Annotated in this window: 16 protein-coding genes; 9 read left to right on the top strand and 7 right to left on the bottom strand. The window is 56.2% G+C overall.

The window, feature by feature from the left end:
* Positions 1-55: 55 nt before the first annotated feature.
* Positions 56-619: a TetR/AcrR family transcriptional regulator gene (locus tag DS906_RS07690; protein ID WP_113789627.1), complete on the bottom strand. Its 564-nt coding sequence runs from the start codon at positions 617-619 to the stop codon at positions 56-58.
* Positions 620-920: 301 nt separating this feature from the next.
* Between DS906_RS07690 and DS906_RS07685 the strand changes: the two genes are divergently transcribed.
* From DS906_RS07685 to DS906_RS07660, 6 genes are all read left to right on the top strand, one after another.
* Positions 921-1,385, top strand: coding sequence for a nuclear transport factor 2 family protein (locus tag DS906_RS07685; protein WP_113789626.1), 465 nt, complete (start codon positions 921-923; stop codon positions 1,383-1,385).
* A gap of 11 nt (positions 1,386-1,396) precedes the next feature.
* Complete coding sequence (locus DS906_RS07680) at positions 1,397-2,017, top strand: pyridoxamine 5'-phosphate oxidase family protein (protein WP_113789625.1); 621 nt, start codon at positions 1,397-1,399, stop codon at positions 2,015-2,017.
* A 306-nt stretch (positions 2,018-2,323) separates the two neighbouring features.
* A complete protein-coding gene (locus tag DS906_RS07675; protein WP_113789624.1) occupies positions 2,324-4,804 on the top strand; it encodes a heavy metal translocating P-type ATPase in 2,481 nt (826 codons plus the stop codon).
* Positions 4,801-5,190 carry a Cu(I)-responsive transcriptional regulator gene (cueR, locus tag DS906_RS07670; RefSeq protein ID WP_113789623.1) on the top strand — a complete coding sequence of 130 codons (390 nt, stop codon included), beginning with the start codon at positions 4,801-4,803 and terminating at the stop codon, positions 5,188-5,190. The genes DS906_RS07675 and cueR overlap by 4 nt, the downstream gene beginning before the upstream one ends.
* Positions 5,191-5,287: 97 nt before the next feature.
* Positions 5,288-6,160 (top strand): NAD(P)-dependent oxidoreductase, encoded by an 873-nt coding sequence (locus tag DS906_RS07665; RefSeq protein WP_113789622.1) that lies wholly within the window; start codon positions 5,288-5,290, stop codon positions 6,158-6,160.
* Between the two features lie 15 nt (positions 6,161-6,175).
* Entirely contained in the window at positions 6,176-9,241 is a 3,066-nt protein-coding gene (locus tag DS906_RS07660) for an aminotransferase class III-fold pyridoxal phosphate-dependent enzyme (protein WP_113789621.1), read from the top strand.
* Positions 9,242-9,292: 51 nt separating this feature from the next.
* On the opposite strand, the gene DS906_RS07655 is transcribed toward DS906_RS07660, so the two are convergent.
* Positions 9,293-9,769: a hypothetical protein gene (locus DS906_RS07655; protein WP_113789620.1), complete on the bottom strand. Its 477-nt coding sequence runs from the start codon at positions 9,767-9,769 to the stop codon at positions 9,293-9,295.
* Positions 9,766-9,933 carry a hemin uptake protein HemP gene (gene hemP / locus DS906_RS07650; protein ID WP_081894606.1) on the bottom strand — a complete coding sequence of 56 codons (168 nt, stop codon included), beginning with the start codon at positions 9,931-9,933 and terminating at the stop codon, positions 9,766-9,768. Before hemP ends, DS906_RS07655 begins: the two co-directional genes overlap by 4 nt.
* Before the next feature lie 225 nt (positions 9,934-10,158).
* On the opposite strand from hemP, the gene gph reads away from it, so the two are divergent.
* Positions 10,159-10,818, top strand: coding sequence for a phosphoglycolate phosphatase (gene gph, locus DS906_RS07645; RefSeq protein WP_113789619.1), 660 nt, complete (start codon positions 10,159-10,161; stop codon positions 10,816-10,818).
* 329 nt (positions 10,819-11,147) lie between these two features.
* Here gph and DS906_RS07640 read toward each other — a convergent pair whose 3' ends face one another.
* From DS906_RS07640 to DS906_RS07630, 3 genes are read right to left on the bottom strand one after another with little or no spacing between them, the layout of a single operon-like run.
* Positions 11,148-12,329: a carbohydrate porin gene (locus DS906_RS07640; protein WP_113789618.1), complete on the bottom strand. Its 1,182-nt coding sequence runs from the start codon at positions 12,327-12,329 to the stop codon at positions 11,148-11,150.
* Positions 12,326-13,090, bottom strand: coding sequence for a DUF3299 domain-containing protein (locus tag DS906_RS07635; protein ID WP_113789617.1), 765 nt, complete (start codon positions 13,088-13,090; stop codon positions 12,326-12,328). The genes DS906_RS07640 and DS906_RS07635 overlap by 4 nt, the downstream gene beginning before the upstream one ends.
* A 45-nt stretch (positions 13,091-13,135) precedes the next feature.
* Positions 13,136-14,533, bottom strand: coding sequence for an amidohydrolase family protein (locus DS906_RS07630; RefSeq protein WP_113789616.1), 1,398 nt, complete (start codon positions 14,531-14,533; stop codon positions 13,136-13,138).
* A gap of 131 nt (positions 14,534-14,664) precedes the next feature.
* Between DS906_RS07630 and DS906_RS07625 the strand changes: the two genes are divergently transcribed.
* Positions 14,665-15,684 carry an AraC family transcriptional regulator gene (locus tag DS906_RS07625; RefSeq protein WP_158541295.1) on the top strand — a complete coding sequence of 340 codons (1,020 nt, stop codon included), beginning with the start codon at positions 14,665-14,667 and terminating at the stop codon, positions 15,682-15,684.
* A gap of 747 nt (positions 15,685-16,431) precedes the next feature.
* Positions 16,432-18,063, top strand: coding sequence for a bifunctional aspartate transaminase/aspartate 4-decarboxylase (locus DS906_RS07620; RefSeq protein ID WP_113789614.1), 1,632 nt, complete (start codon positions 16,432-16,434; stop codon positions 18,061-18,063).
* Positions 18,064-18,170: 107 nt separating this feature from the next.
* On the opposite strand, the gene aspT is transcribed toward DS906_RS07620, so the two are convergent.
* On the bottom strand, positions 18,171-19,871 hold the full coding sequence (aspT, locus tag DS906_RS07615; protein ID WP_113789613.1) for an aspartate-alanine antiporter: 1,701 nt from the start codon (positions 19,869-19,871) through the stop codon (positions 18,171-18,173).
* Positions 19,872-20,160: the final 289 nt, after the last annotated feature.

Here is a 20,160-nt window from a genome sequence, read left to right as displayed (position 1 = left end):
TTGCTACGCAACGTCTTTTTCGCACAAGACCTTACGTTCACAGGTTTAAACCCGATCAAGCCAGGGCATTATCCAGCAGGACCTGTGCCGCTGCCTTTGCGTCTCGCGCGGGATCGCAACTTTTTACCAGGACGGCCGTAACGATTGCGCCCTCTTGCAAGAGAAGCAGCTGGCATCCCAATGCATCGGGATTACGTGCGCCTGCCTTGCGGGCCAAATCGGTGAGGAATTCGAGCATCAGATGCTTGTGCTCGGCTGCTTGCACATGGATTGCGTGATCTTGTTCCTGATACTCTGCGCCCGCTTTGATGAACATGCATCCGCGAAAGCTGTCCTCCTGGAACCATTCGCCCAGCACATCGAAACTGGCGATCAGCCGTTCGGCCGGTGTATCGGCTAGTTCATCAACCCGTTGCAGAAACCATTTGCGAAAGTTCCCATCCCGCAACTGCAATGCCGCCAGGATCAGCTCTTCCTTGGTACGGAAATGTTTGTACATCGACGTTTTCGACACGCCCGTCTCGACCACCAACTTGTCCATGCCGGTGGCGTGAAAGCCGTCACGATAGAAGACCTGCAAAGCCTTGTGGACCAGCTCGTCACGTTTGTTCGGGCGCATCTTTTAGCTCCTGTATGTACTGATCGGTACATAATGCACCATGTCGATGGCTGCAACAGACGCAGCCTAACCTGCTGTTTTCACATACTCCCCTTAGGAGACGCAAATCCGGAGTCAAATAAATCCAACTCAAACCTTGAAAAAGGTTACCGATCTGTACACATTCAAGGCACAGTGTACCGATCAGTAAACTCAGGAGCGAAAATATGAGACGCCGCACCAGACCTCTCTCGCACCAGTACATCCCCCTTCTTTTGACCATCGCCTTGATGGCGGCTTCTCTGACGTGAAAGACCTACAAATGAACCGTCCTCCTCTGCCCCCGTTCACTCTGGAAACCGCAACGCAAAAAGTGCGATTGGCGGAAAACGCTTGGAACAGCCGTGATGCAGATGTCGTGACCCCGGCCTATACGGAAGACAGCCAGTGGCGAAACCGGGCAGAATTCCTAAGCGGCCATGCAGACATCCATGCCTTTCTGACACGCAAGTGGCACAAGGAATTGGACTATCGGTTGATAAAGGAGCTGTGGGCCTTTTCCGGTGACCGCGTTGCGGTACGCTACACATATGAATGGCGTGACGACAGCGGCCAGTGGTTCCGGTCTTATGGCAACGAAAACTGGCGATTTGCCGAAGATGGTCGAATGGCCGAACGGCACGCATCGCTGAACGACCTGCCGATTGCGGAAACCGAACGTATGTTTTTCTGGCCGCAAGGCCCCCGTCCCGACGATCACCCCGGCCTGTCCGATCTGGAACTTTGAAAGGACATCTCATGCCTCGCGCCTTTTCCGAACTGACCTTCACCCCTGCCGTCCGCGCCCATCAGGAACGGATGGGGTCTGCCAAGACCTATGCCAAATTCATCGAAAGTGGCCCGCAGCAAGGCCACGAAATCGGCGAGCCTGAAAAGGCGTTTATCGAAGCGCGGGACGGGTTTTATCAATCCACCGTGTCCGAAACGGGTTGGCCATATGTGCAATACCGTGGCGGACCGACCGGGTTTCTCAAAGTTCTGGGACCGCAGACAATCGGTTATGCCGACTTTTCGGGCAACAAACAGTATATCTCGCGCGGAAACTTGGACGGTAATGACCGGGTTGCAATGATCCTGATGGATTACGCCAATCGGCGACGCCTGAAAATCCTTGGCCGGGTCGCGTTCACCGAGGGCGAAGATGCCACGACCAGCCTTTATCCTGACGGTGCCGATGCCCCGGCTGAACGCGCCGTCATCATCCGCGTCGAAGGGCTGGACTGGAACTGCCCGCGCCACATCACGCCCCGCTTTACCGAGGCCGAGCTTCGTCCACATCTGAACTCGCTAGGGCAGCAATTGGCGCAACTTCAGGCCGAAAACGACAGGTTGAAGCAGGAGCTGGCCAAACGGTCCTGACCCAACAGCGCCTGATGAACCTCTCAAACCAGGACTTTGCCCATGTCGCGATCTTCAATGAATATGGCCGGATTCATTCTTGTAGGCATTGCGCTGACCACGGCCGCCGTGTCGGTTGCATTCTTTGCTTCACCCGAGGCTGTCAGACCGCCCCCGCCAGAAACTTACAACTCACTCTTGTTGGAAGTATTTGCAAACAGGTGACGCCAACGCGAGGGCTACGGAAAGAAAACCCACGAAACCCCTTGACCTTCCCGTGACTGGAACCCCCATTTGGAGGGCAGATCAGACATCAGGACGAGTCGCATGGCTACGCCGCAAACAACACAACTCAAAATCTCGGGCATGTCCTGCGCGTCCTGCGTGGGGAGTGTAGAAGCCGCATTGCAATCGGTGCCAGAAGTGACCGACGCCTCGGTCAACTTCGCGACCGAAACGGCGCAGGTCACACATACCGGGCCGATCAACGCACTGACTGACGCCCTGAGCAACGCCGGGTATCCGGCGGCCAGCAAGCAGACGACCCTGAAAATTGGCGGGATGACCTGCACCTCATGCGTGGCAAAGATCGAGAACGCGCTGACCGCTGATCCTGCGGTCGTCGACGCACAGGTTAACCTTGCGACCGAAACCGCTGTGGTCACGTTTATCGATGGCGCCACCGATCCGCAAAAGCTGGCCAGTTTGACTGAGGCAGCGGGATACCCTGCGCGCGTGGCGGACAGCATGACGGTTGACCAAACAGACCACACGAAATCCGACGAAGCGCATGCGCTGACCCGCGCGACGATCTTCGCAGCGGTATTGGCCTTGCCAGTTTTCATTCTTGAGATGGGCGGGCATATGATCCCGGCCTTCCACCATTGGGTCCAGGCCACAATCGGCACGCAAACCAGCTACCTCATCCAGTTCGCACTGACCTCGGCCATATTGATTGGCCCCGGACGCGTGTTCTATGCCAAGGGGATCCCGTCACTGATGCGCGGATCGCCCGATATGAACGCGCTGGTCGCTTTGGGAACGGGGGCCGCCTATTTGTTTTCTGTCGCCGCAACCTTCGCCCCGCAGATCCTGCCGCAAGGCAGCGCCAATGTGTATTTCGAGGCCGCCTCTGTCATCGTGGTTCTCATACTGCTGGGCCGGGTCATGGAAGCGCGCGCCAAAGGCCGGACCGGGGCCGCGATCCGCAAGCTGGTTGGGTTGCAGCCCAAAACGGCGCGGGTCGAACAGGGCGGAAATTTCATTGATCGCCCCATCGCCGACATAACAGTAGGCGATACCCTGCAGATCCGCCCGGGCGAACGGGTTCCCGTGGATGCCGAGGTTCTGGACGGCACCTCTTATGTGGACGAAAGCATGATCACGGGCGAACCGGTGCCGGTGGGCAAGTCGCCATCGGATCAGGTCGTTGGCGGTACGGTGAATGGCACCGGAGCGTTGCGGGTACGCGCAACGCGCGTTGGTGCCGATACGGTGTTGGCGCAGGTCATCCACATGGTCGAACAGGCGCAGGGGGCGAAGCTGCCGATCCAAGGGCTGGTCGACCGGATTACTGCGCGATTTGTGCCCATTGTGATGGCCGTGGCACTGCTGACGATCGCCGTTTGGTTGTTCGTTGGCCCAGAACCGGCTTTGCCATTGGCGCTGGTCGCCGGCGTCTCAGTTCTGATTATCGCCTGCCCGTGCGCCATGGGCCTTGCGACACCAACCTCGATCATGGTCGGCACCGGCCGCGCGGCAGAATTAGGTGTGCTGTTCCGCAAAGGCGATGCATTGCAGCAGTTGCAGCAGGCCAAGGTGGTCGCGCTGGACAAGACCGGGACCCTTACGCTGGGGCGGCCGGAACTGGAGAGTGTTACGACCGCAAACGACTTTGACCGCGACAATGTTCTGCGTTTGGCGGCAGCTGTCGAGGCACGGTCAGAGCATCCCGTTGCAACTGCCATCACTCGTGCCGGACCATCTGAATTGCCTAAGGTATCCGTATTTGACTCGCTCACAGGGCTGGGTGTTCGGGCTGTGGTCGAGGGGCATAAGCTGTTGATCGGCTCGGCCAGATTGATGGAGCAGAACGGCATAACCGTCAGGGATCTGATGGCCGAGGCCAACCAGCGCGCCGAAGAAGGCGCAACCCCTTTGTTTGTGGCAATCGACGGGCAGGCCGCTGCAATGCTTGCGGTCGCGGACCCGATCAAGCCTGGCACTGTGCAGGCGCTTGGGCGGTTGCACGAAATGGGGCTGACCTTGGCGATGGTTACAGGCGACAACGCCCGGACGGCGCAGGCTCTGGCGGACAAGCTGGGCATAGATCATGTCACGGCTGAAGTGCTGCCCGATGGCAAGCTTGCAGCGATCAATGCACTGCGCGACACGTTCGGTGCATTGGCCTTTGTCGGGGATGGCATCAATGATGCTCCTGCGTTGGCGGCGGCGGATATCGGTGTCGCCATCGGAACCGGCACCGACGTGGCCATTGAAACCGCCGATGTCGTACTGATGTCCGGCGATCTGCGCGGTGTCGCCAACGCGCTCGAGATCAGCCGTAGGACCATGCGCAACATCAAGCAAAATCTGGGTTGGGCGTTTGGCTACAACATCTTGCTCATTCCGGTTGCCGCAGGTGTACTTTACCCCTTTGGCGGCCACCTGCTGTCCCCCGCCCTCGCGGCTGGGGCCATGGCATTGTCCAGTGTTTTTGTGGTCTCGAATGCGCTGCGCTTACGGCGCGTCCGGGCCAGCTTGCCTGACACCCCGCAAGGCCATTCAACGCAAACGGTGACCTCATGAATATCGGCGATGTTTCAAACCAGACCGGCCTGCCCGCCAAGACAATCCGGTATTACGAAGATATCGGCCTGGTAAAGCCCCTGCGCGATGACAACGGATACCGAAGGTTTCGCAGTCAGGACGTGCACAAACTGAATTTTCTAGGCCGCGCCCGCGCCTTGGGGTTCACGATCGAGGATTGCCGGACGCTGATGGCCTTGTACGAGGATGAAACCCGTGCCAGCGCCGATGTCAAAAAGGTGGCCCGCGCGCATATGGCCCAGATCGAAGCCAAGATCGCTGACTTGAACGCCATGCGGGACACTCTGAGCCATCTGATCGACGCTTGCGCCGGGGACGACAGGCCCGATTGCCCGATCCTGCAGGATTTGGGCGGCCAAGCGTGACGCGGGGTTGCCCTTTGGACGCAGCTTTGCTTTGTCTCTGCTAAACAATCCGGCCCGCTGAAAAAGACGGGTACCGGACAGCAGAGAGGATCTCCAAATGGCAAAAGTCGCGTTTCTGGGTCTGGGCGTCATGGGCTATCCCATGGCCGGTCACTTGCAGGCCGCAGGTCATGAGGTAACCGTTTACAACCGCACCGCCACTAAGGCCGAAGCTTGGGTCGTCCAACATGGCGGTGCCATGGCGACGACGCCCCGAGAGGCCGCGCAGGGTGCAGATTTCGTCATGGCCTGTGTCGGTAACGACGACGACCTACGGATGGTTTGCACAGGTGAAGACGGCGCCTTCAGCGGCATGTCCAATGGGGCGATCTTTGTCGATCACACCACTGTTTCCGCCATGGTGACACGCGAGTTGTACGAAGCTGGGCAAACACAAGGCATCGCTTTTGTGGACGCTCCGATCTCGGGCGGTCAGGCGGGGGCAGAAAACGCGGTTCTGTCGATTATGTGCGGTGGGGATCAGGCGGCGTATGACGCGGCTGAACCGATCATGCAGGTCTATTCCAAAATTTGCCGTCGTATCGGCGACAGCGGTGCAGGTCAGATGACCAAGATGTGCAACCAGATCGCTATTGCCGGTCTGGTGCAGGGCCTCAGCGAAGCGCTGCACTTTGCCGAGAAGGCGGGCCTTGATGGCCGCGCAGTCGTTGAAGTTATCAGTCAAGGCGCGGCAGGCAGTTGGCAGATGGCAAACCGATATGAGACGATGCTGGATGACCATTTCGAACATGGGTTTGCGGTGGACTGGATGCGTAAGGATCTTGGCATCTGTCTGGATACGGCCAATGAAACGGGGGCTTCACTGCCTGTGACCGCTCTGGTCGATCAGTTTTACAAGGACGTTCAGAAATTGGGTGGCGGACGCTGGGACACGTCTTCGCTGATCAAACGCCTGCGCGCGCTGGATTAAAGGACCGTCGCACTGATGACCGAGTTGACCGAATTCTGGGCCCACGCCCTGCGCATCCATTGGGGGCTTGAGGCCAAACTGAACCGGCTGGACGGCGAATATGACCTCAACTTTCTGGTCAAGGCCACCAATGGTCAGGACTACGTGCTGAAAGTCATGCGCGCGGGTTGCGAGGCAGAGTTCATTGACCTGCAGATCAAGGCGCTGAAACACATCGCTGCCGAGGCGCCGGGACTGCCCTTTCCCAGTGTTTTTCCGGATATCAACGGTACGCTGCTCCCGGAAATCCCTGATCAGGATGGGCAGCCCCGACTGGTTTGGTTGCTCGAATGCCTGCCCGGCCATTGCTATGCCAAGGCTGCGCCTAAATCCGAGGAACTGATCCTGAAACTGGGCCGCGTTCTGGGGGCAACCGACCGGGCACTGGAACGGTTTACCCATGACGGGCTGCACCGCGCGGATTTCAAATGGGACCTGACACAAGCGGGCTGGATTTCGGACAAGCTGGAGGCAATTGCCGACCCTGCGCGGCAGGCGATATTGTCAGAGATTTGCGTTGAATTCGATGCAATCTCGGGCTCTCTGGCGGGCCTGCCGAAACAGGCGATCCACAATGATGCCAACGACTACAACATATTGGTCGATGGTGAACTGGGTCAGCGGCAAGCCGTCTCTGGCTTGATTGATCTTGGTGATATGTGCGCCGCACCGCGTATCTGCGATCTGGCAATTGCCGGGGCGTATATCGTCCTGGACCACCCAAAACCCGAGCGGGCATTGACGGCGTTGGTGCGTGGCTATCACGCGGCCAACCGTCTGCGTGCTGACGAGGTCGATCTGATCTGGCCTCTGCTGCGGATGCGGCTGGCCGTGTCCGTGGTGAACTCGACCTTGATGGCCGCGGACAATCCGGACGATCCTTATGTGACCATCAGTCAGGCCCCTGCGTGGCGCTTCCTAGAGAACGATACGATGAATGGCGGCTTGATGTCCGCCCGGCTGCGCGCGACCTGCGGGTTGCCGGTGACCGACGGGGCCGAACGCATCCACGCCTATCTGTCCGAGCATCGCGGACAATTCGCGCAGATGTTCGAACAGGATCTGAGCAATATTCCGATGGGATCTCTGTCGGTTGAAAACTCAACCTGGCCCCAGAATCCGTTTCACATGCCGCTAGACGAAGCCGCGCGCGTGGGCGAAGAGTTTGGAGAAGGCCTTTGGCTGGGTTACTACAACGAACCGCGCCTGATCTATGCCGAGCGGGCGTTCCGCAAAGGACCGTGGAAGGCCTCTGACAGGCGAACGGTGCATTTGGCCGTGGACGTATTCGCCTCTGCCGGAACTGTTTTGCATGCACCGATGAGCGGTCGGGTCGAAGCTGTCGAAAACCGGGACGCGCATCTGGATTATGGCGGCGTGGTGATCTTGCACCATGAAACGCCCGAGGGCGATCCGTTCTATACACTCTACGGCCATCTGGACCCCGAGGTCTGTGACCGACTGAAACCGGGTGATCCGGTTGCGCAGGGCGCCGCCTTTGCACGGTTGGGGGACGCCACGCAAAATGGCGGCTGGGCCCCGCATGTGCATTTCCAGCTGGCCCTGACAACCGACGGAATGCAGAACGACTGGCCCGGCGTTGGCGATCCGGATGAGATGGAGCTGTGGCACGCCGTTTGCCCAAACCCTGCGGCCCTTCTGAACCTGCCGGACGACAAAGTGTTCTGTCGCCCGACCGACAAGCAAGCGATCCTGCAGGGACGGCATGACCATTTCGGTGGAAACCTGTCCCTGACTTATGACGATCCGGTCATGCTGGTGCGCGGATGGAAGCACCACCTGTTCGACGAATGGGGACGCCCTTATCTGGACGCCTATAACAACGTCCCCCATGTGGGCCACGCGCATCCGCGCATTCAAGCGGTCGCGGCGGATCAGCTTAAGCGGATGAATTCGAACACCCGCTACCTGCACCCGGCGCAGACAGCCTTTGCTGACAAAATCCTGTCCAAGCTTCCGGATCATTTTGAGGTCTGCTTTTTCGTCAACTCGGGCACCGAGGCGAACGAGCTGGCCTTGCGTCTGGCGCGCGCGCATACCGGGGCCAAGGGGATCGTGACGCCGGACCATGGCTATCACGGGAACACCAACGCCGCCGTCGCGATCTCGGCCTACAAGTTCAATAAGCCTGGCGGCATTGGCCAGGCCGATTGGGTCGAATTGGTCGAGGTTGCGGACGACTACCGGGGCTCATTCAAGCGCGACGTTCCTGACCGGGCACAGAAATTCGCCGATCTTGTAGATCCGGCTATTGCCGCGCTACAGGATAAAGGCCAAGCGTTGGCTGGCTTCATCGCCGAGACCTTCCCTTCGGTTGGCGGCCAGATCATACCACCCAAAGGGTATCTGCCAGCCGTCTACGACAAAATTCGTTCGGCCGGCGGGGTTTGTATCGCTGATGAGGTGCAGACAGGTCTCGGCCGCCTTGGTGACCACTATTTCGGCTTTGAACATCAGGGCGCGTTGCCGGATATCGTTGTCATGGGCAAACCTATTGGCAACGGCCATCCGCTGGGCGTGCTGGTCACGACAAAGGCCATCGCCGACAGTTTCAACAACGGGATCGAGTTCTTTTCGACCTTTGGCGGCTCAACCCTGTCCTGCCGGGTCGGCAAAGAGGTGCTGGACATCGTCGATGACGAAGGCCTGCAGGACAACGCCCGTGTCATGGGTGGCCGGCTGATGGGCGGGCTCTGCCAGATCAAGGTCGATTTCGACTGTGTCGGTGACGTGCGCGGCATGGGCCTGTTTGTGGGCCTGGAATTGATCAACCCGGATGGATCTGAGGGCACCGAAATCTGCAAATACGTCAAAAATCGGCTGCGCGATCACCGTATCCTGATCGGCAGCGAAGGGCCCAAGGATAATATCCTGAAAATCCGCCCGCCTTTGACCATCGAGGCGGAGGACATTGACATGATCCTCTGGACCCTGCGCGAGGTTTTGTCCGAGGTCGGTGATTATACCCCTGCCCCGAACTGCGATCATGATCATCATCACGCGGGCTGCGGGTGCTGCTGAAACAACAAAACCCCGGCTCGCTAGAGACGGGGTTTTGAAGCCGCCTGCCGCTTAGTGCAGCACGGCCGAGGGGGTCTTGTGCCCGGTTGTTGGCAAGGGAATCGACGCGGTCATCCGGCGCAACACCAAACCCATCTCTTCGGACAGTGACGCCAGTGCCGGGGCAAAGTCTGGTCGAACGATCAGCGTTGCCATCATCATAGCGTCTTCACGCGCCCCTTCCGAGGCGGCAGCGATCATCTGGGCAAAACAGTTTTCGTCTGCACCAAGGCAGGAACAGCCTAGCCCGTGCCGCACCAATGGGCGACGGCCGTGGTGGGCACACAGCCCGCACAGACGATCCAGCGTCATCATTGCGGCCCGCCCCTGATCCAGACCAAGCGCGATCTCGAAATCACTTGCAGCATCCGCACGGGCCTCGGGGCTTTCGCTCCACAATCGCAGATACATCACAGCACCGGCTTCGATCGGGCTGAGGTCGGACAGACGCCCAACCGCAGCGCCGCCGCGCGAGGAATGCGTGCTCATTTTGTCAGGATCAGCTTGCCGGCGCGTGTGATACGCAGCGTATAAAGTTGGTCGCCCAATTCGATATGGGCCAGGTTGCCACCTTTGGTCAGATCTTCGGCCTTATGTGCCGGAAGCATGGACACCGCGTAGGACTGGCTGGGATTCGGGGTCTGCACATTCATCAGGACAACTCCAGTAGGTTCTCGGGCGAAGGGCCTTAATTTGTTCGCGCTTTCAACAATATGGCTGACCCGAACTGGGTTGGCTGAGGGGGTCTTTCCGTTAATCTGATTAATTTAGTCAGGTATGTCAACCCTATTCGATGGAAACCGCGGATGTGGGGTGATTGCGCAAGGATTTCATGCAGGTTAGGTCTGGCTCACGCGCAATAACCGACGGGGAAACCGATGACCGCAACAATCATGTTCGACCTGGATGGAACGCTGGTAGACAGCCTTCCGGACATTGCAGCGGCCGCCAACCGGACATTGCTGGATATCGGCGTCGCGCCGTTGCCGGAAAGCACGATCAAGCAATTTGTGGGCAACGGTCTGCCAAAACTTGTCGAACGCATGATCCGCCATCACGAACTGCCGATAGAGCGTCACGGCGAATTGACCAAACTGACGCTGGCCCACTACTCTGCCGCCTCCAGCGACAAAACAATCCCTTACGCGGGCGTCCCACAGGCGCTGGCGCAACTGCGCGAAATGGGCTGCGTTCTGGGCGTATGCACGAACAAGCCTGAGACACCCGCACGTCATATTCTGGACGCACTGGATCTGGCGCATCACTTCGAAACAGTGTTTGGCGGCGACACACTACCCGTTCGCAAACCAGACCCCGCGCACCTTGAGGCAAGCTTCAACGCGGTCGCCGACGCCGGACCCCGGCTCTATGTCGGAGACAGCGAAGTGGATGCCGAAACTGCGCGCCGTGCAAACGTGCCCTTTCTTTTGTTTTCGGAAGGCTACCGAAAAACCCCAGTGGAAGAGATCCCACACAGCTTCAGCTACGATGACACGCATAAACTACCCGCGCTCGTCCTGGAGGCATTGCAGGCATAAGGAACAAATTTGCTGGCAGGGGGATTGGGAAAGGCGGTTGAGGGGCCGGCCGAGGGGGTAAGTAGCCAGCCCCTCATCGGGGAAAAGTGGTATTGTCCGCAGTAACTCTTTGGATGATTTAACGTTAACGAATCGACCTGCCTTCAGGAATTGGGGGTTTCCCGTAGGCGGAATTAACTAATTGAAATTAATTACATTTTTGTGACAAAAAATATGAAAAATCGAAAATGCTCGTTTCGGCACGCGGCTGACCCCAAGAATCCTCCGCCTATGGGGCGAAGAACCCTACTCTGATCGAGATCTGCCACTGAAAATTGGACAGGCCTTCCTCAGAAAACGATCCGCGCCCGCAGGCCGACCAGCGTGACACTAGATTGCGCCGGGTTCAGCAATGGGTTTTCGATGAATTGAAAAGACGGTGTGATCTGCAGGCCCGGTGAGATCGAGAACCGGTAGAACGCTTCAAGCGTGAACTGATCCCCATCAACACCGCGCGCTTCGGCCCAGTTCAGCCCCAGCCCGGCAAGGTCCGTATTACGACCGTAATAACCCACCCCCGCAGAAACAGAGCGTTCATACAACGCAGCAGTTCCTTTGGCCGCTCCGGCGCGAAGAAAGGGCATCCATTTGTTGTCGACAAACCACGCAGCGGAAAAGGCAGCGCCATAATCCTCGGCGCGGCTGCCATCATCGGCCGCGTCAGCGTGCCAAAGCGTCAAGTGAAAGTTGTCAAAATAGATGCGGTCAAAGCTGGACGTGTATCCAAGCTCTAACGATTTGAAAAGATTGCCGTCATTGAACACGTCAAAATTCGGGTCCGAGGGATCTGCATTGGCGTCAGCGACACTGGCCACAGCGTACAGATTGCTGCTCAGCTTCAAACCACCGGCGATTCCCAACCCCGGATTCGGGGCATTGATCGTCGGGTTCGTGTTGAAGGCAAGGTTCTGAAACCCGCTATAGGGGCTAACCAGACCGTAAACATCGACGAAATCGGTGACGTCAATCTGACCAACCTGCAATGTCCATGCACCATCATCCGCCCTTTGCGTCCAGAACAGGTTGGTCAGCAACAAACCACTGTCGTTGAATGCAGTACCTGTGATGGACAATGCGCCGCCATCCAGCCCCAAAAACTGTGGGGCAACATCCGTATAGCTATGGCGATGCTCGATTTTGAACGTCAAAGAACCTCGATCGGTCGCTTGCCAGTTTCCGTAGAACCGCGCGATGCCGCTTGCCGCATCGCCAGTTCCTAAATCGGCATTCGTGGATTGGCCCAATGCCAGATAATCGAAATTAAAACGAAACCCACCCTTGGCCAGCCGGTCCTTCCACCCGAACCATCGCGGGACGACGTTGCGCGGAAAATCCGAGCGGTACTGCGGATCCGTCAGGCCATCACCGGGTTCCAGTTCGGCCTCAACGGATGAAGGTCCGGACAGCCCCTGAGCGTCAGCGCCGCCCGCGCATACGATAAACAAAAGGGCAGCATTCGACAGTCGTGTCATTCGAGCGTCTCAACGCCCCCGGTTTTGCGATTGCCTGCTGCGCGAAGGCGATCGGTAACGCTTTGGGTCCACTCTAGGCGGTCACCGCGGGTTTCCAATGTCTCGGCGTTGTAGGCATCAAGTTGAAAGGTCGCGCGCATGGGCATCAACCCATCTACAACCATCATGCTTTGATCCGACGGATCAATGGTCAGTGTCCCGGTCAACCGCACAGGCTCGTGAAAATAACTGGGGGTCCAGTCCCCGCTTAACCGTACCCGGATCATCTGGTTTGGAGGCGGCGGAGGCATGTGGCTGCACATTCCCCGTTCCGGCACCAGATAGACCACAGGCCGACCATCCGCATCTGCCGGTGCCGGAATTGCGAACCCGGCCAATGTGACCGTCTGACCATCGAATTTCTGATTACCCGCGGTCGCAGCCATTTTGCGTCGCTCGGTCACGACCTGCCGCTGATTCAGCAACCAGTCGACATTAACTCCACTCTCTACGAGGGCGTCTTCAGTCTCGGTCAGAAGCTCCTGCCATTCGTGCCGTTCTTTTGCGGTTCCAACATCCTGCTGCAGCCTGCCGCGCATTCGGACCACGAAAAGGACGTCGTCAAACTGTTCTGGACTGAGGTCACGGTACGGGTCCTCAAAGGTTTGAACCGATGGGTCCGGCAGATCAGACCAGTCAAGTGCGACGCCCGGCGCCGCCGTTGCGATAGGACTGGTCAGGGCCAGTGCAATTACGGTAGCAATCCCATACAAAGCTCTCATCTACGATCCCCGTCACATCGCCCAGTTCTGCGCATCCACCGTAAATCACTCCAACGTGTTTTTGTAGATGACACCGTCTTTCATGATCAAGCGAATGGTTTCCGGACTTTCCGGCCGTGGTTCAGCTCCAAACCATTGATCCCCAGTTCCCACGACCGAGAAATCCTCGAGCGGGTTACCATCGATCAGCAGAATATCGGCGTAGGCTCCTTCTTCGATCACGCCCAGTTTTCCAGCGATATATGGGTTCATGAAATCACCAGACAGCGCAACAGCTTCACCACCGATTGAGGTCAGTGTCACCATGGATGTATGGGCACCGAAAAATTCATTGTTCAGGTGTTTTTCATAAGCGATCTGAATGTTGCAGGCCTCGACCGAGCCAACACAGTCGGTCTGGAACCCGCGCTTCACCGGACATTCTTTCATGTTGTCGATATAACCCGCAAAAGTAGCGGATGCAGACTTGGCCTTGGCAAGGCTGGCGGGCACGTTCGCCACTGCAGGAATGTCAAGCAGGCCCGGATCAAAAGCGGTCAGGTTTGTTGTGATGTAAGCGCCCTTCTCGTTCATGACCTCGGCGATTTCGCAGTCAAAAGAGAACCCGTGTTCGATGGACATCACTCCGGCGTCCAGGGCACTCAGGATCGCCTCCTTGCGATAAGAATGCGCCATGACATAGCTGCCATATTCGTTTGCGACCTGTACAGCGGCCTCAATTTCTTCGCGGGACCCGGCAAGCAATTGCCACGGGTCAAACGCCGAAACGACACCGCCAGATTGCATGAATTTCAACTGCGTGGCGCCCATGCGGAAATTGTTGCGCGCGTATTTGTAGACATCATCAACGCCGCTCGCTTCCTGCGCCATGTTCAACCGGCCCATGTTTGTTTCCGAACCGGGAGGCGCTGTGAAATTGGCAAAGTCGGCGTGCCCCCCGCGCGTTCCTATGAAAGCACCAGAGGGAAAGTAGCGGGGACCATCGATTTGCCCCGCGTCAATTGCTCGGCGAAGCCCACCATTGGCACCGCCAGCGTCCCTGACAGTGGTAAATCCTTGCATGAGATACATTTCAGCCATCCGCGCGCCGTGAATGGCAAAGTCTTCCCAGGTTGTGTTGGCCTCCATAGCCGGCAGGGTCGGCCCCATCAGCATAAGATGCGCATGAAGTTCGATGAAACCAGGGGACAAAGTACGCCCACCGCCGTCAACAACGGTCGCATTCGGCGCGTCTATTGTGTCTGTTGAGACGGATTTGATCAGGTTGCCCTCAACCAGCACACTGGCGTTTTCGATACGCTGTTCATTCACGCCGTCAAACACGTGAACATTGGTGAATAATGTTTGTGGCGCCTCAGCATCCTGAGCTGTCGCAGACAGGCCAAGAAAACTGAACGCCGCAATAAACGCGGTCGAAAGAAGGGGATTACGTGATCTGTCCATAAGTAACCTCATAATATTCGAATATAAATCACCATAGTTTGGATTCACTACGGCCTGTTGCCACTTTTTCTTGTGATTGTTCGAATATGGCGCAAAAATTGGCCACCAGGTCGGCTCCGAAAGGTGAATACATGCCCATCAACACCATTGCCCAGGGCCAAAGCGAAGGTTTTATTCGGCTCGCCTTGGCAGCGCCGTTTCTGCACTATCTCACCGAACGCCGAATTAACCCACAACCAGCTTTGGATCAGGTGGGCATTCAGGCCGAGCTCCTTTCTGATCCATCCGTTTATGTGCATTCAGAATTGGTTTATGGGCTGCTCAACGCCTTTTCGGACCTAGCCGGCGACCGTTATCTTGGGCTGCATGTGGGCGAGTCTTTTGACTTGCATGGGTGGCCGCCCTTTTCGCAGGCCCGACGTTCATCCAAAACACTCTTTGAGTTCTTTGCCCGCTTTGTGCGCCTTGTTCCGCAAGAATCCAGCTCAGTACGCCACAGGCTGATTGTCGATGCGGACAAAGCAACCTATCGGATAGAACGGCAGCAGGAACCGGCAGTGCCTCCGGTACAAGTCACAGGATTTGGTGCCGCGATCTACGTGCGTCTACTGCAAGCCGTGGTTGCGAATTCCTGGGACCCATCGGTAGTCCGGTGGGAAAGCCGCTATATCAACGGGGTGCCGCTTGGCTACAAGGGCATCGAGATCGGACTTGGAACCGATTCCGGGATGCAATTCAGTTTTCCGGTAGACTGGCTTTTCAAATCTCAATCATCCGACACCGCAGCCGAACCGGAAATGGATGCCTACCAACAAGAAGAAATCACAGTGGTCGCAGCCATACGGTCAGTATTGCGCGACAAATTGGACGAAGTTGACCTGAGCCCACCAACCGTGGCCCGCCTGTTGGGCCTTAAGCCAGATCGGCTACTGAGGGCTCTTCAACAACAGGGCACGACCCTGCCCCGCGAGGTCAAACGCCTCAAGGTCGACGTCGCCAAGGAACTTCTGAGCTGCGAAAGCAAGACGATCAATGAAATCAGCCTAATGCTGGGATATTCGGACAAATCCCACTTCACCCGATTTTTTCGCGGTCAGACCGGCGTGACGCCGACCCGGTTCCGGACGGGTAAGTCTCCCGCTCAATTCTGATCGGTAAAGACCTGGTCTTTTGTACTGTTTTTGATCTGCCTGAGATATCGCGATTATTACGGGATTGGGATTTGTGTCTTTGATGTTGCGGTTATGAGGCTGACGAGGTGCGGATGTTAAGCAATTGATCCGTGGGATCACTTGCAGTCTGACCGTGGTTTTTTTGGATTATCTGACGCTGGTTGCGGGAGCAGGATTTGACCTTTGTCGAACAATTGCCGTTCTGAGAAAATCGATTAACAACAAAGAAAAATACTAAGTTGAGCCTATATTCGTTCAAAGCCATCCAAAGTAAAAATTGGATCGGTCGTCGATCAACAGCTGTCTTACGGGACTTTGCGGCCATCCGCATTTTTGGTCCGGAAGACAGAAGTCAGCCCACAGCAGACCTTCCGTAGACATCCGAGATTGGTGGAATCGGACATCCCTGTATTAGTTGGCTCAAGCAAGTAGGCCACCAAGCGGACCTTCGCTGCGTATGCAGTACGTGGCGTTACAAACGGCAGCGTTGAGCAGATGGTGAACCTTGCAAATTTTCGTGGGAAGTCAGCTCCGAGCCCAAAGCGTCGGCGCAATCTCCATCGCTCTGTCTGCGTTGCAAAATGGTTACAGCTAAGGCTTGTAAAGAAGATTCGCAATCCTCGGCTTTACACAGCTCCCTTCAATTAGCGTTGTTTTAATTGACACATTGCCTTGCATGCGATCCGCTAAACTACGTCATCTGTTTTAACGCAAGGATTTGATGTCATGCCAGAATCGCTCAACCTGCATAAATTTGAAAACCTAAGTCCTTTCCAAATCAAAGACGAACTTATCAAGTTGGCGCAAAAAGAGGCGCGGCAGATGGCTCTGCCATACCTTAATGCTGGTCGAGGGAACCCTAACTGGATCGCCACTAAAGCGCGGGAGGCGTTTTTCCTTTTAGGGCAGTTCGCTATGACAGAAGCTCAGCGCCATCGTAATGAGCCGCAGGTCGGTTTGGCCGGGGTGCCGCAAGGGCCAGGCTGTTATGACCGGCTAAAAGCATATTGTTCCAAATCGGTTGAAGGAAACGGCCCTCCAGGTGCGGAAACTTTGGTGGCCGTAGTGGATTTTGCGATTGAGAAATTTGGTTTTACACCGGACGATTTCGTGCTCGAGTTGACCGACGGTATTGTTGGCGACCACTACCCGATGCCCGACCGGTGCATGCAGCACAACGAGGCGATTGTCCACGAATACGTTATGTGGGCGATGTGCGCGGGGCACCGTCCGGATGCGAAGTTCGATATCTACGCAGTTGAGGGTGGAACCGCTGCGATGTGTTATATTTTCAAGGCACTCAAGAACCAGCGGTTGCTGAATGCCGGCGACACCATTGCGTTGGGCACACCGATTTTCACGCCCTATCTGGAAATGCCGGTACTTGAAGACTATGGGCTGAACACCGTGGATGTATCTTCGAAAGAAGAGGACCACTTTCAACTGAACGACGATGATTTCGAACTTTTGTCAGACCCGATAGTCAAAGCATTGTTTCTGGTCAACCCGGGCAACCCGTCTTCAGTCGCTATCAGTCCCGAAGTCATGACCAGGCTTGTTGAGTTCGTAAAAACCCGCCGTCCGGACCTGATCATTTTGACTGACGACGTTTACGGGACCTTTATTCCAAACTTTCAGTCGGTCATGGGGCATCTGCCTGAGAACACCATCGGGGTCTATTCCTACTCCAAGTATTTTGGTTGCACCGGGTGGCGTTTGGGCGCGATTTTGGTGGCCGAGAACAACATCTTCGACAAGATGATTGCGGAGGCTCCGGACGAAACCAAGGCCGTCGTCAACGCCCGGTACGAAACGTTGACGCCTGATCCATCCTCGTTCAAGTTCATCGACCGGATCGTCGCCGACAGCCGCGATGTTGCGCTGAACCACACCGCAGGTCTATCACTGCCGCAGCAGGTGATGATGACTTTGTTTTCACTGGTCGAGCTTATGGACGAAGAGAAAACCTATCAGAAATTCTGCTGGGGTATTCTGAAGCATCGCTTTGACGAATTGGTCGAAGGGATGGGCATAGAAGTTCCAGATAACCCGCTATACGACAAATACTACGGTATCATCGACTTCGAATTCTGGCTCCGTAAATACGTGGGCGAAGAGGTGGTCGAATGGATTAAGGAGAATGTCCACCCGCTAGATATATCCTTCAAACTGGCTCAGGATCACGGGATCGTTTTGCTGAATGGATCGGGCTTTGACGCGCCCAACTGGTCGGCGCGAGTATCGTTCGCCAATTTGGATGACAGCGCTTACCGTCAGATCGGAAAAGCGGTGCGCGCGGTGGCCACTGGTTACGTGCAGGCCTACCGTGCCTCGAAAGGACTGCCTTTGCACGGTTGAGATCTAGCAATAGCAAAGAGGAACGGATCAACGTGATGATTGGCACACACGCTGATCCCACCCTTCCAAGTTAGGATCCCGGTTGTCGCGCCCATTTCCGGTTTGACTTACGGAACAAAAGCCACAACCAACGGTCCCCAGAGCGTCAGGAAAATGTTGGCCACGGCATATGTCATGGTAAAGGCTGGTGTGGGAGTCGAGTTTCCGGCCTTTTCCAATAGTGTCGCAAAACCGGGATTGCCCGAGCGTGATCCGGTCACAACCGCACAGGCCTCAATCGGGTTTTTTATCCGCAGGGCGAAATAGTTGATTGGGAACTGCACGATCATGGGCATCAATGTAACCACTACACCCAACAGCAGCAGCGTGATCCCATATTCCTGAATCGCCTCTAGTGCCGGCTTGCCTGCATTGAGGCCAACGACACCAACAAACACAGCTAATCCAAAGCTCTGAAGGAAATTCGCGGCCCCACGGTTAATACCGCCGATCTTGGGTCGCCGGATGCGCATGTAGCCGATGATCAACCCTGTAACTAGGCAACCGAGGCCGGACCCCAAAGCCACCTTCGTTCCTGCGATGACAAAACTGATCTCTCCTATCAGAAAGCCGATGGCCACACCGATCCCCAATGCAATGAAATTGGTTACCGAGGCCGAAGGGGGAACGTAGCCCGCGACTTTCGCAACTCGGTTCAGATCGCCCTTGTGACCGACAATACTGACCTCGTCACCTGCGTGTATCTCAGTGTTGTGCAGAACGGGGACATCATGGCCCATGCGGGTGATCTTTGAGATGTGAACACCGCGCCTCTGATCCGCCGTCAGAGCCTCGCTCAATTCTGCCAACGTTTTGCCAGTCAGTTTGCGGTTGGTGACCACTACGTTACGACGTTCCTCTACAACCGTCAGTTCAGGAGGATACTCTCCGATTTCACCACTGGCGCTACGCTCGAACTGGGTCAAAGTCGCTACGAGGCCGGAGACGACCACAACGTCTCCGGCATTGACTACTGTTTCAGTATTCGGATCCACAGGAGCGCCATCGTGGAGTAACCGTTCGACGATCAGATCGCCATCATAGCTGCTTTCGATGTCTTTGACGGGCTTTCCGGCAATGGTTGCATCGGCATTTACCTGATAGGCACGGGCGTCAAACCGGTTCATAGGAAGGAACTCACCTTCCTCCAGTTTGCGACCGCCGCCGCTGAGTTTCTGAGCCAGCTTAATCGCTTCTTGCCGCAGGTCGACACGCATAATGATTGGAATGACACTAACTGCCAATATTGGGCCGATCGAGCCGAAGATATAAGTAACCGAGTATCCTACGGCGATGTTGGTTTTTAACTTTTCCGCCTCATCTGCGGCCAGGCCAAGCAGATCGATGGCATTTCCAGCTGTGCCAATGATCGCTGATTGTGTCAGGCCACCAGCGGCCAATCCAGCCGCCAACCCTTTATCCAAGCCGGCCAACCGAGCAACAACTATAACAAAAAACAACCCCCAGAGGGTCATCATAAACGCGGCAAGTAACTTGGTCAGCGCAGTTCGATTCAAGGCCGCAAAAAATTGAGGCCCGCCATTATAGCCGACCATAAATATGAAGAGAGAAAAGAAAACGTTCTGAACATCGGTGCTAAGGTTGATACCGCCGATCTGGCCAATGAAGACCGCCACCAACAACGTGCCAGCGATGCCCCCCAGTTCGAACTTGCCGACCCGAAACTTCCCTACGCCGTATCCCAGACCCAGACAAAGAAACAGTGCCATGATCGGGAAGGCGCGCAGTTGTTCTGTAATCAATTCCATTGTGAAATCTCCCGCGTCCCAACGGTGGTCCTTTCCGTTCAAGATACAGCGCCTTACTGTATTGAAAACAAAAAAATTTAGACGATGGGCGTCGTGCGGACTTTTCGAAAGTACTTGGAACAAACTTTTTTGAAGGGCAGATGCATTTGGAACCAAAAACTATTTTTGGTAATGTAGGTCACTCCATTCACTCTTTGTTTTTTTGGGGGGGGTGGCTATCCCGATGGATACTTGTGTACCCTTCGGACATGCTGCAGATATTCACGTAAGTTGCAGCGAACAGCGGTTG

Source organism: Ruegeria sp. A3M17, assembly GCF_003318255.1.
In the GTDB taxonomy this organism is placed as follows: domain Bacteria; phylum Pseudomonadota; class Alphaproteobacteria; order Rhodobacterales; family Rhodobacteraceae; genus Ruegeria.
This window is presented reverse-complemented; position numbering and strand designations above follow the sequence as displayed.